Here is a 12,233-nt window from a genome sequence, read left to right on the forward strand (position 1 = left end):
GTCGTCAAACCTTCCGGTCGCAGCACTGGCCGCCCCGCGGCGCCGGCCTCGTCGCTCGTGCCGTGCCCGCCTGCCCGCACGCCTCGTGGAACTGGGGGCGGAGCGGACGGGCGCCGGGCAGGTGAGGCGCCGCTATGAGGCACTCAGGGAAGCGTCCTTCTCGTGCTCGCGTCGCTGGTGCGCACGCGCGCGGTCGGCCTTGCGGAAGGGCGCGTCCACGGCCGTTCGCCATACCAGTTCGAACGGTCCCTGCCGAAAGCGCCGCAGCCACAGGGACGCGGCGAGCATCAGCAGACCGCTGATCCCGGCCCAGGCGGCGATCGTCCCGACGCTGCCCAACGGCCCCAGGGCGAGACCCCATCCGCTGAAGAGGATCAGGGCGACGACGTTCTGCAGCATGTAGCACGACAGCGCGGTCCTGCCGACGTCGGCCAACCGGCGGGCGACGAACCCGGAGCCGCCGCCGCGCCGCAGCAGGACGAGGGTCAGCCCCAGATATCCGAAGGCCACGAGGGGGGCGATGGTGTACCGCGAAAGCGAAGCGGTGACGTCCCCGCCCGGCAGGGGCAGGTACTCCCACACCGTCAACGGGACCCCCACGCCCAGGCCCCCGATGGCGAGCCGACGGCTCAGCGTCCGCGCACGCTCGTCCCCCTTGAACAGCCCGGCCCGCCACAGCAGCACCCCGGAGAGGAACAGGAAGGCCGACAGGGGAGGAACAATGATGAACGCCTCGTACCTGGCGTTCCAGAAGTCCCCTATCCGCCCGGCCACTTCCTCGAAGTACGTGGGGGTGGGAAGAGTCGACCAGTCGTCTGCGCGCGCCGCGTCATCACCGAAATCCTCGGGCAGTGGCCCCTTGGTGAACGCCGCCATCCCCGTCGTCCCGCTGATCTGCAGGAACAAGTGCAGCGCGCCGGCGAGCGCGGTGGCCACGACCAGCCACTTGGTCCGCAGCCGAAGCAGCGGGGCGACGACCATCGCCACCAACGCGTATCCCATGAGAATGTCGAAATCGACCACGAGCGCGAAGTGGATGAAGCCGTCCGCCAGAAGCAGCAGCGAACGCCATTCGTATCGCCAGGGCCAGCGGTGTCCGTGACGCATCGCCGACTCGAACTGGATGGCCATGCCGACGCCGAACAGTATGGACAGCAACCCGAGGAATTTCCCGTTCGACAGCACGCCGGACAGGAGCATGACGTCCCCGTCCCACCGCCCATCGGGCAGGCCGAGCGATGCGCCACCCACCCCGCCCGTGAAGAGCCAGATATTGGTCAGCAACGTTCCGACGATCGCGATGCCGCGCAACACATCAAGCGATTGAACTCGCCCGATGCCATGTGAGTTTGACATTCCGCGAGGTTAGGACGGTGAACTCGCCGCACACCTCGGCCGGTTGAGCGGAATCATCCTCATTACTTCGGTGGGGCTCCTCATCATTTCGGGGGAGGCGCCCATGCTCTCGGGTAGTCCCTTGGTCGCGTCCTGGGGCTCGGGCCACGTTTCGTCCGCGAACAGCCCGTAGTTTCGCCTCGACCACGAGCGCAGGAAGGAGACCCTTGTCGACGCCGCGTAGCAGCACCCCCGGGGCCCATGGACCGCGCGGACCGTTGAGGCCGTCCCGTGCCCACGCCGTCACGGTCGCGGGCATGGTCGTGGTCGCGGCGGTGATCGACCTGATCGAGCTGGTGGTCTTCGGCTACACCGCCGGGTGGCTGGTGGTCACCCTGGTCAGTGCCGTCGCACTGGTCGCGTCCGTGGCCCTGCGCCGTCGGCGGCCGGCGACGGCACTCGCCGTCGCCGCTCTGGGCTACGCCGGCGCCTGGGTCATCACCCTGTCGGAGCCACGCCTTCTGCCGGCCATGGCGCAGGCCGCCCTGTGGGTGGCCGTGTTCACCGCGATCGCCGAGGGAACAAGCCGTCTCCGGGTCACCGCCATCGCCATGCTCGGGGCGTGCGTCGCCATGGAAGCGTTCGACGTCATCCGCATGACCGATGCGGGTGGAGTAGGGACCGAACTGCTGATCTACGACACGGTGAGCGTCAGTTTCCTCCCGGTCGTGGTGGTGGCGGTCGCAGAGACGGTCCGGGGCCGGATCCGGCTGGCCACCGAACAGGCCGAACAGGCCGATCGACTGCGTCAGTTGGACGCTCGCGCCGCGGTCCGTGACGAGCGGCTGCGCCTGGCGCGGGAACTCCACGACGTCGTGGCCAACCGGCTCAGTGCGGTGACCATACGGATCACCGCCGCCCACCATGTGGGCAAGGCCGGTGGCAGCACCCCGGAAGGCGAGGTACTTGCCGAGATCGGCCACGAGATCGGTAAGGCCCTCGGTGAGCTGCGCAGTGTGCTCGGCACCCTGCGGGACGACGAGGACGGCGCGGGCGCGGCCACCCCGCCCTCGCTGCGGGACGTCGACCTGCTGGCCGAGGAAGCCCGCCGCGCCGGCGCACAGGTGGACATCGTCATCAGCGGCGACCCGTACCCGCTGCCCAGCATGGTCGACCTCGCGTCCTACCGCATCGTGCAGGAGGCCCTGACGAACGTGGCCCGTCACGCGTTCCCCCCGCACGCGACGGTCCGCCTCGACTACGGCATGGATCACCTGTGTGTGCGGATCGAGGACGACGGGGTGCTGCAACCGGGTGCGCGGTCCGCCTCCTCGGGCCATGGAATCATCGGGATCGGTGAACGCGCCGCGCTGTGCGGCGGCTGGGCCTCGGCAGGCCCTCGGCCCGGGGGCGGCTGGACGGTCGAGGCGGCCCTGCCCGTGAAGAAGGACGACTCGTGACGGTTTCCATACTCCTCGCCGACGACCAGGACCTGGTGCGCACCAGCATGCGCATCATGATCGACGTCGAGCCCGATCTCGAGGTGGTCGGGGAGGCCGCCGACGGGGAGGCGGCGGTGGCCATGGCCGCCCGGCTCCGTCCCGACGTGGTGGTCATGGACATCCGGATGCCGAAGACGGACGGGGTGGCGGCCACCCGCAGGATCATGTCCGAGCCGGACCCGCCGGCCGTCCTCGCGCTCACCACCTTCGACATCGACGAGTACCTGTTCGGCACCCTCCAGGCGGGAGCCGCCGGCTTCGTACTGAAGAAGGACAGCGCGTCCACCCTGCTCGACGGCATCCGTGCCGTCGCCCGCGGCAATGGCTTCGTCTCGCCCGGACCGACCAGGAGACTGATCGCCCGGGTGTCCGGCGTGGGCGGCGGCCCGTGCGCGCTGCCCGCGGAGCTGACGCCGCGTGAGCATGACGTACTGGCCCTGCTCGGACACGCCCTCAGCAACACGCAGATCGCCCGCAGACTGCACATCGAGGAGAGCACCGTGAAGTCCCACGTCCAGAACGTGCTCACGAAGCTGGGCGCCCGCACCCGTGTGCAGGCGGCGCTCATCGCGAGCCGGGCCGGGCTCCTGGACGGGCCGACGCCGTAACCGGTGCCGCCCCCGGCCGACCGGTCGTCCTCACCAGCGCGGCCGTGCGTGCCGTCCGAAGATCAGGCCACGTGGCTGCGGCGGCGGCGTGGTCCCGGCGCGCAGCGGCCAGACGATCAGCATGCCCGCGAGGAAGCCGACGATGTGCGCCGCGTACGCCACGGTGCCCAGGCCGAAGACGCCCTCCCCGGACGAGTAGACCGCCTGGAGCCCGAACCAGAAGCCGAGCACGATCCAGGCCGGCAGGCGCAGCGGCAGGAAGAACAACAAGGGCACGAGGATCCAGACCCTGACCCTCGGATACAGGACGAGATAGGCGCCCAGCACCCCGGCGATCGCTCCGGACGCGCCGATCAGCGGGTCCGCCGAGGCGTCGTTGAGGTAGGCGAAGGCGTAGGTCGCCGCGTAGCCGCAGGCGACGTAGAAGAGGAGGAACCGGATGTGCCCCAGCCGGTCCTCGACGTTGTTGCCGAAGATCAGCAGGAACAGCAGGTTGCCGAGCAGGTGCAGCCAGCCGCCGTGCAGGAACAGCGAGGTGAGGACGGACGACGCGGGCGACTTGACGTAGTCCGGAGCGCCCAGGAGACAGCCGCCCGTGCGGGGGTCGACCGCGCCCGTGGGCACCAGCCGCGGCAGCTGATGGTGAATCAACTCCCGCGGAACCGCGGCGTACTGCTCGACGAACGCCTGGAGATGGCACAGCTGGGCAGTACCGCTGTCACCGGCCGTCGAACCGGCGAGGCCGGGCATGAAGAGGAAGACGAGGACGTTCGCGGCGATCAGTGCGTACGTCACGTAGGGCGTGCCGCGAACGGGGTTCACGTCGTGCACGGGGATGACCACAAGGATCGTGTGCCCGCGATACGGGGCCGGAACCGAGCCTGGTCGGCGCGGGCCCGTACGGCTGCCGGACATGTGAACGCTCGTGCATGGTGGTGCGTATGTGTCCTCAACCGCGGATCTACGTGAGGAACAGGCGATGAACGACCGAGTCACTCCTTCGATGCACGCCACCCCCGACGGTGAGGCGGAACTGTCCCTGGTGGTGAAGCTGACCTGGGAAGACGTGGCCGCGCTCGGCCAGGAGGCCGGGCGGCTGTCCGCGCGCATGCAGCGGCCGGTGACGCTGGACGAGGCGGTGAGTCACCGGCTGCGGTCGGTGCGGGCGACCGCGGCGCACGCCAAGCCGGCGACGCCGCCCACGGCCCCCGCCGCCGTTACGTCCTCCGCGTCCGTGTCGTCGCTGCCGTCGCGGCCGGGCGCGGACCAGGCGATGCAGGCCATCGACCGGCTCAGCGGGAACTCGTCGGCCGTCTGACCCGGCTGTGCGCGGTTTCCCGCGCGTCCAACAGCCCCTAGGAGCCCGACCGCACCGCCGTCACCGCCTTTCTCGCCGCCACCAGAACCGGGTCCCAGACCGGCGAGAAGGGCGGGGCGTAGCCCAGGTCCAGGGCTGTCATCTGTTCGACCGTCATGCCCGCCGTCAGGGCCACGGCGGCGATGTCGACGCGTTTGCCCGCGCCCTCCCGGCCGACGATCTGCACGCCGAGGAGACGGCCCGTGCGGCGTTCGGCGAGCATCTTGACCGTCATGGGGGCGGCGCCCGGGTAGTAGCCGGCGCGGCTCGTCGACTCGATGGTGACGGCCACGAACTGGAGGCCCGCGCGGCGGGCGTCCTTCTCGCGCAGGCCCGTGCGGGCGATCTCCAGGTCGCAGACCTTGCTGACGGCGGTGCCGACGACGCCGGGGAACGTGGCGTAGCCGCCGCCGACGTTCGCGCCGATGACCTGCCCGTGCTTGTTGGCGTGGGTGCCCAGCGGGATGTGCCGTTCACGGCCGGAGACCAGGTCGAGGACCTCCACACAGTCGCCGCCCGCCCAGATGTCGTCGTGGCCGCGGACCCGCATCGACAGATCGGTCAGCAGGCCGCCGTGGTCGCCGACGGGCAGACCCGCCGCCCTCGCCAGCCCCGTCTCGGGACGCACCCCGATACCGAGGACCACCACGTCCGCCGGGTACTCGGCGTCGTCCGTGGCGACCGCGCGGACCCTGCCGTCGTCGCCCGTGAGGAACTTGGTGACCTCCGCGTCGTCGACCATGGTGATGCCCATGCCCTCCATGGCCCGGTGGACCAGGCGGCCCATGTCCGGGTCCAGCGTCGACATCGGCTCCTTGCCGCGGTTGACGACCGTGACCTCGTACCCCAGGTTGATGAGCGACTCCGCCATCTCCACGCCGATGTAGCCGGCGCCGACGACCACCGCGCGGCGGCCCTCGGTGGCGGCCAACGTGTCGAGGAGGGCCTGCCCGTCGTCCAGGTTCTGCACCCCGTGCACGCCGGGAGCGTCGACGCCGGGCAGGTCCGGGCGGACCGGGCGGGCCCCGGTCGCGATCACCAGCTTGTCGTACGGAGTCCAGTACGCGTCGCCGGTGTCCAGCTCACGTGCGCGGACGCGCCTGCCCTCGACGTCGATCTCCACGACCTCCGTGCGCATCCGGAGCTCGATGTCGCGGGCCCGGTGCTCCTCGGGCGAGCGGGCGATGAGCCGGTCCCGCTCGGGGACGTCGCCGCCGACCCAGTACGGGATGCCGCACGCCGAGTACGAGGTGAAGTGGCTCCGCTCGAACGCCACGATCTCCAACTCGTCGGGCCCTCGCAGCCTGCGCGCCTGCGACGCGGCGGACATGCCCGCCGCGTCGCCCCCGACGACGACCAGGCGTTCCCTCGAACGTTCCGTACGGCTCATGTTCATGGGAACACGCTACGACCGCCCCGCATTTCAGCTCTCGTCGCCGCCCTCCGGCTCGGCGGCCGGGGCGGCCGGGGCGGGGCGCCGCGAACGGCCGAAGAAGCGGAACCACAGCAGCAGGAAGAGGGCCGTGGCCGCCGCGAACGGCAGGATCGCGGCGAGCGCCATACCGAGCCAGCGGAACACCGCGACGAACGCGTTCCAGCCGCCCGCCAGCGCGTCGACGAACCCCGGCTCGTCGTCCTCCTTGTCGGCCTTCTTCACGGCGGTCTCCGACAGCGACAGCTTGACGGTCGCGAGGCTCGTGCGGTCCTTCAGGGACTTCTGCCGGGCGAGCAGCGACTCCAGGTCCGCCTGGCGCGTGCTCAACTCCCCCTCCAGCGTGACCACATCGCTGATCTTGGTGGCCCGGTCCATCAACTCGCGGATACGGGCCACACTCGCCCGCTGCGTCCTGATGCGGCTCTCCACGTCCACGACCTGCTCGGTGACGTCCTCCGCCTTGGCCTTGCGCTCGATCAACCTGCCGGTGCCCGCCAGCGCGGTGAGGACCTCCTCGTACTTCTCGGCGGGCACCCGCAGCACCACCCGCGTGCGCTCGCGGCCCTTGTCGTCGCGGGTCGTGGACTCGTCGCCCACGAACCCGCCCGCGTTCTCGGTGACCGTCCGGGCCTCGTCCAGCGCCTTCGGTACGTCCTTCACCCGCACGGTCAGGCTCGCGGTACGGATGACATGGCTCGGCAGCTTCGTCGGGGTGTCGGCGGACTGGTTCTCTGTCGAGCCGCCGCTCCCGGTGTCCACGCCGCTCTCGGCGGCCGCCGCCCCCTCCTGCCGGGCGGCGGCGTCGGACTTGCTGTCGGAGGTCGTCGCGCCGTCCGAACCGTCGTCACGGGCGCCGCACCCGGTGAGCGCCAACGCGGCGGCGAGGAACAGGGCGGCGAGGGCCCCTGCGGGCCGTCGGGACCGTCGTACGTGTGTCTGAGCCATGGCGGCGTACCCCCGGGAGTCGTGTCCGGCTTCCTGATGACGCTCCTTCGACGCCGCAGGGCCCCGGAACGTTGGCGCACTGTGGTCCCGAAGCGGTCACGGTCGGGACTCGGCGGGGCCACACGGCCCTACCAGGGGCGTCCGGGACGTCTGAGAAGGTGGACCCATGAGCGGATCACGTCCGGAAGCCGGACATGTCGTCGTCGTCGGAGCCGGGATCGCGGGGCTGGCCGCCGCGCACGGACTGCTGGAAAGAGGCGCCGGGGTGACCGTCCTGGAGGCCTCGGACCGGGTCGGCGGCAAGCTGCTGCCGGGCGAGATCGCGGGCGCGCGGGTCGACCTCGGCGCCGAGTCCCTGCTCGCGCGCCGCCCCGAGGCGGTCGCCCTCGCCCGGGAGGTCGGACTCGCCGACCGGCTCCAGCCGCCCGCCACCGCCACCGCTTCCCTGTGGACCCGGGGCGCGCTGCGCCCCATGCCGAAGGGCCACGTCATGGGCGTCCCCGGCACCGCGTCCGCGCTCTCCGGGGTGCTGTCCGACGAGGGCCTCGCCCGTATCGAGCGCGACGCGGACCTCCCCCGCACGGAGGTCGGCGACGACGTGGCGGTGGGGGAGTACGTGGCGGCCCGCGTCGGCAGGGAGGTCGTGGACCGCCTGGTGGAGCCGCTGCTCGGCGGCGTCTACGCGGGCGACGCGTACCGCATCTCCATGCGCTCGGCCGTCCCGCAGCTCTACCAGGCCGCCCGGACCCACACCTCCCTCACCGAGGCCGTCCGCGACATCCAGGCCCGCGCGGCCGCCGCGCAGCAGACCGGCCCCGTGTTCATGGGCATCGAGGGCGGCGTGGGACAACTGCCGCTCGCCGTCGCGGAGTCGGTGCGGGCCCGTGGCGCCGAGATCCTCACCCGCAGCCCCGTCACCGAGCTGCGCCGCGAGAGCACCGGCGGCTGGCGCGTCACCACCGGCGACCGGGTGCTGCACGCCGACGCCGTCGTCGTCGCGGCCCCCGCCCCCGTCGCCGCGGACCTGCTGCGCGCCGAGGCCCCCGAGGCCGCCGCCGAACTCGCCGGTGTCGAGTACGCCTCGATGGCCCTCGTCACCCTCGCCTACCGCCGCGCCGACGTCTCCCTCCCCGAGGGCAGCGGCTTCCTGGTGCCGCCGGTCGACGGGCGCACCATCAAGGCGTCCACCTTCGCCTCCCAGAAGTGGGGCTGGATCGCCGAGCAGAACCCCGATCTGCTGATCCTGCGCACCTCCGTGGGCCGCCACGGCGAGACGGAGATCCTGGAGCACGAGGACGCCCACCTCGTCGACGTCTCCCGCCACGACCTGCGCGAGGCCACCGGCCTGATCGCCGACCCCGTCGAGACCCGCGTCACCCGCTGGGACGACGGCCTGCCCCAGTACCCGGTCGGCCACCACGCGCGCGTGGCCCGCATCCGGGAGCACCTCGGCAAGCTGCCCGGCCTCGCCGTCTGCGGCGCGGCGTACGACGGTGTCGGCGTCCCGGCCTGCGTCGCGAGCGCGACCGCCGCCGTCGACCAGATCCACGGTGACCTGCGCGCTGTGCAGGACCTCACGGCCAACCCGGTGCAGAGCCTGCACGGCGGAGCGGGAGAATGAGTTCCATGAGCGACGACGCCCCCACCACCGAGTCCGGCCGCGTCCCCAACAAGGGCAAGCTGGCCAAGGACCTCAACGAGGTCATCCGTTACACGCTGTGGTCCGTCTTCCAGCTGAAGGACGTGCTCCCGGAGGACCGTACCGGCTACGCCGACGAGGTCCAGGAGCTGTTCGACCAGCTCGCCGCGAAGGACGTCACCGTGCGCGGCACGTACGACCTGTCGGGCCTGCGCGCCGACGCCGACCTCATGATCTGGTGGCACGCGGAGACCAGCGACCAGCTCCAGGAGGCGTACAACCTCTTCCGCCGCACCCGGCTGGGCCGCGCGCTCACCCCGGTGTGGTCGAACATGGCGCTGCACCGCCCCGCCGAGTTCAACCGCTCGCACATCCCGGCGTTCCTCGCCGACGAGACGCCCCGGGACTACGTCAGCGTGTACCCGTTCGTGCGCTCCTACGACTGGTACCTGCTGCCCGACGAGGACCGCCGCCGGATGCTCGCCGACCACGGCAAGATGGCGCGCGGCTTCCCCGACGTCCGCGCCAACACGGTCGCCTCCTTCTCGCTGGGTGACTACGAGTGGATCCTGGCGTTCGAGGCCAACGAGCTCTACCGCATCGTCGACCTCATGCGCCACCTGCGTGCCTCCGAGGCCCGGATGCACGTCCGCGAGGAGGTCCCGTTCTACACCGGCCGACGGAAGTCGGTCGCGGAACTGGTCGAGGGCCTGGCGTAACCGTCTACCCGCGCCCCGTGAGGGGCGCGGGGAGCCCCGCGGCCGGCCGGTCGGCGGACGGTGCGCTCGCCGACCGCGCGGAGCCGGGTTTCGGTTCCGGGCGCCCCGCGCAGGCCGCCCGCCGGTCGGGCGCCCGGCCCTCCAGCAGATACGCCTCCAGATACGCGTTGACGCACGCGTTGGGGCCGCCCGCGACACCGTGGCTCCCGGCGTCCCGCTCGGTCACCAGCACGGAACCCGACAGCCGCCGGTGCAACACGATCGCCCCCTCGTACGGCGCGGCCGCGTCCCGCTCCGCCGCGAGGATCAGCGTCGGCGGCAGCTCACCGGGCCCGGTGCGCACATCCAGGGGACGCTGCCGGGGCGCCGGCCAGTACGCGCACGGCAGGTTGGCCCACACGTTGTCCCAGGTCTCGAAGGGTGCCGTCCGGGCGAGCCGGGTGTTGTCCCGGTCCCAGACCCGGAAGTCCGTCGGCCAGGGCCCGTCGTTGCACTCGACGGCCGTGTACACCGCGTTCGCGTTCTCCTGCTCGACGGCCGCCTCCGGGTACGGCCCGGCCAGCTGGATCAGCGGTTTCGCGTCCCCCCGCAGATACGCGGAGAGCGCGAGCGCGCGCTGCGGCCAGTAGTCGTCGTAGTACGCGGCCTGGAGGAACGTGCTCCGCAGCTGCCCCGGACCCACCTTCCCGCCGGCCGGCCGAGCGGCCAGGCGGGCGGCGGCGCGTTCGTAGCTGCGCAGCACCTTCTGCGCGGTGTTGCCCAGTTGGTACACCTTGTGGTGCTTGGCGACCCACCGCCGGAAGTCCGCCCAGCGCCCCTCGAACGCCGCCGACTGGTCGAGGTTGTTGCGGTACCAGATCCGCTCGGGGTCCGGGTTCACCGCCGAGTCGAAGACCATACGGCGCACCCGCGAGGGGAACAGCGTCGCGTACAGCGCCCCGAAGTAGGTGCCGTACGACGCCCCCATGAACGTCAGCCGGTGCTCGCCGAGCGCGGCGCGCAGCACGTCGAGGTCGCGGGCGTTGTTCAGAGAGTGGTAGTGCCGCAGCGCGCTCCCGGCCCGCCGGGCGCACCCGCGCGCGTACGCCTTCGCCCCCGCGATCCGCTGCTTCTTGTACGCCGCCGTGGGGTGCGCCGGCGCGGGGGAGGGGCCCTGGTACAGCCGCTTCGGGGCCAGGCAGGACAGCGGCGCCGACCGCCCGACGCCGCGCGGCGCGTACCCGACGAGGTCGTAGGCCGCCGCGATCCGCTTCCACTGCGGCAGGAACCCGATGAGCGGGAAGTACATCCCGGAGCCGCCGGGCCCACCGGGGTTGAACACGAGCGCCCCCTGCCGGGGGACCTTGCCCCGGGCCTCGACGCGGCTGACCGTGAGGGAGATCTGTCTGCCGAAGGGCCGGGTGTAGTCGAGCGGCACCTTCACCGTCCCGCACCGCAGTCCGTCCGGCAGCCCCTCCTCCGCCGGGCACTGCCCGAACCGGATGCCCTCCTCCGCCGCCCGCCGGGCCGCGACCTCCACCCCCACGACCGCGGTCGTCCCGCCCGCCGCCGGCGCGGCGGCGACACCGCTCAGCAGCACCGCCCCGACCGTCCCGTAGAGCACGGCAGCTCGCATCGCGTATCCCTCCGAAGCACGACAGCAACAAAAGGGATGTTTCGTTCGGAAGGGGGTGATGTAAAGCACCGACCGCCGGTGTCGCGGTCCGGTCACAGCACTAGTCCTCGTCCTCCTCGCGCGGGCCCGTCGCCGCCGGGGGGAGGGAGTAGCGCTCGGAGGGGGCGGTCGTCGGGGAGGGGGTCACCGGGATCGGGGAGCCGGGGTCGTTCAGCGGGCCCGGCGGGGCCGGGGAGTTGGTGATGGGCGGGGGGCTCGCGGCAGCCGCGTCCCGGGCGATCGCGTCGTAGTCGACGAGCCCGGTGGCTTCCAGGACCTTGATGTGGTCGAGGACGGTGGTGTTGGCGTCGTCGGCGAGGTCGCGGACCAGCGAGTTGCGGGTGGTGGCGCGGACCTGGGCGACGACGGAGAACACCTTGCCGTGGGCCGTCCGCAGGATGTTCGCGAACTCCCGGTCGTACTGCTCGCCCCGTGCCGCGTCCAGCGTGCTGAGCCAGGCCTTCTGCTGGTCGTTCGGCTGGTTGGGCAGGGCCAGCCCGAGCCGGGCGGCGACATTGCGGACCCGGGCGTCGAGGAAGGTGTGCCCCGCGATGAGGTGCTCGCCTGCCGTCCGTACGGCCTTGGTGGTGCCCTTGGTCTGGGCCTGCTGTCCGGCGGGCAGTTCCCACAGTCCCGCCAGCCGGACCTTGGTGATGAACTCCCGGTCCAGCCCGGACAGTGCGCCGTACCGCGTCGTCACGGTGGACGCGTTGAGCGTGTCGACGCCGGTGCCCGAGCGGTCGCTGTACGACCAGATCGGGAAGATCAGTGCCAGGAGCGTCGCCGTCAGCCCGGCGACGATGAGCCCTGTTCCATTGAGCAGTCCTCTGCTGCGTCGGTCGGATCGCATGGTGCCTCCTGCTCGCGGCACCGCACGCAGGTGCGTTTCGGGTGCGGATTGGCCTACGGAACGGCATGTTACTGCTCGGTCCGCACCAACTGCCGTACGAGGAGGAAGGGTTGAGGACGGTACAAATCGCCCCGGATGGGATGTCCGGGATGCTGGACAGGTCAGGTGAAAGCGGAGTGAATGGGGCGT

At 71.8% G+C, this 12,233-nt stretch carries 11 protein-coding genes; 5 read left to right on the forward strand and 6 right to left on the reverse strand.

Annotation, left to right across the window (positions count from 1 at the left end; all coding sequences use genetic code 11):
• Window positions 1-132: 132 nt before the first annotated feature.
• Complete coding sequence (locus SMA5143A_RS01235) at window positions 133-1,314, reverse strand: DUF418 domain-containing protein (protein ID WP_181361668.1); 1,182 nt, start codon at window positions 1,312-1,314, stop codon at window positions 133-135.
• A gap of 299 nt (window positions 1,315-1,613) precedes the next feature.
• Here SMA5143A_RS01235 and SMA5143A_RS01240 point away from each other — a divergent pair, with 299 nt between their 5' ends.
• The gene (locus SMA5143A_RS01240) at window positions 1,614-2,795 is read left to right on the forward strand and encodes a sensor histidine kinase (protein ID WP_107460948.1); all 1,182 of its coding nucleotides are present in this window, start codon (window positions 1,614-1,616) and stop codon (window positions 2,793-2,795) included.
• Window positions 2,792-3,445, forward strand: coding sequence for a response regulator (locus tag SMA5143A_RS01245; protein WP_107460949.1), 654 nt, complete (start codon window positions 2,792-2,794; stop codon window positions 3,443-3,445). The genes SMA5143A_RS01240 and SMA5143A_RS01245 overlap by 4 nt, the downstream gene beginning before the upstream one ends.
• Window positions 3,446-3,475: 30 nt before the next feature.
• On the opposite strand, the gene SMA5143A_RS01250 is transcribed toward SMA5143A_RS01245, so the two are convergent.
• A complete protein-coding gene (locus SMA5143A_RS01250; protein ID WP_107460950.1) occupies window positions 3,476-4,288 on the reverse strand; it encodes a rhomboid family intramembrane serine protease in 813 nt (270 codons plus the stop codon).
• 136 nt (window positions 4,289-4,424) lie between these two features.
• Between SMA5143A_RS01250 and SMA5143A_RS01255 the strand changes: the two genes are divergently transcribed.
• Window positions 4,425-4,763: a hypothetical protein gene (locus SMA5143A_RS01255; protein ID WP_055521120.1), complete on the forward strand. Its 339-nt coding sequence runs from the start codon at window positions 4,425-4,427 to the stop codon at window positions 4,761-4,763.
• A gap of 37 nt (window positions 4,764-4,800) precedes the next feature.
• Here SMA5143A_RS01255 and SMA5143A_RS01260 read toward each other — a convergent pair whose 3' ends face one another.
• Both SMA5143A_RS01260 and SMA5143A_RS01265 read right to left on the reverse strand, forming a co-directional pair.
• Entirely contained in the window at window positions 4,801-6,198 is a 1,398-nt protein-coding gene (locus SMA5143A_RS01260; protein ID WP_107460951.1) for an FAD-dependent oxidoreductase, read from the reverse strand.
• Between the two features lie 27 nt (window positions 6,199-6,225).
• A complete protein-coding gene (locus tag SMA5143A_RS01265) occupies window positions 6,226-7,182 on the reverse strand; it encodes a DUF4349 domain-containing protein (RefSeq protein ID WP_107460952.1) in 957 nt (318 codons plus the stop codon).
• A gap of 166 nt (window positions 7,183-7,348) precedes the next feature.
• Between SMA5143A_RS01265 and hemG the strand changes: the two genes are divergently transcribed.
• Both hemG and hemQ read left to right on the forward strand, forming a co-directional pair.
• Complete coding sequence (hemG, locus tag SMA5143A_RS01270) at window positions 7,349-8,803, forward strand: protoporphyrinogen oxidase (RefSeq protein WP_107460953.1); 1,455 nt, start codon at window positions 7,349-7,351, stop codon at window positions 8,801-8,803.
• A gap of 5 nt (window positions 8,804-8,808) precedes the next feature.
• Window positions 8,809-9,540: a hydrogen peroxide-dependent heme synthase gene (gene hemQ, locus SMA5143A_RS01275; RefSeq protein ID WP_099967985.1), complete on the forward strand. Its 732-nt coding sequence runs from the start codon at window positions 8,809-8,811 to the stop codon at window positions 9,538-9,540.
• 4 nt (window positions 9,541-9,544) lie between these two features.
• On the opposite strand, the gene SMA5143A_RS01280 is transcribed toward hemQ, so the two are convergent.
• Together SMA5143A_RS01280 and SMA5143A_RS01285 are read right to left on the reverse strand one after the other, a co-directional pair.
• The gene (locus SMA5143A_RS01280; protein WP_107460954.1) at window positions 9,545-11,155 is read right to left on the reverse strand and encodes an alpha/beta hydrolase; all 1,611 of its coding nucleotides are present in this window, start codon (window positions 11,153-11,155) and stop codon (window positions 9,545-9,547) included.
• 100 nt (window positions 11,156-11,255) lie between these two features.
• Entirely contained in the window at window positions 11,256-12,044 is a 789-nt protein-coding gene (locus SMA5143A_RS01285; RefSeq protein WP_107460955.1) for a DUF4142 domain-containing protein, read from the reverse strand.
• Window positions 12,045-12,233: the final 189 nt, after the last annotated feature.

The sequence above is a fragment of the Streptomyces sp. MA5143a genome, from assembly GCF_900290235.1.
In the GTDB taxonomy this organism is placed as follows: domain Bacteria; phylum Actinomycetota; class Actinomycetes; order Streptomycetales; family Streptomycetaceae; genus Streptomyces.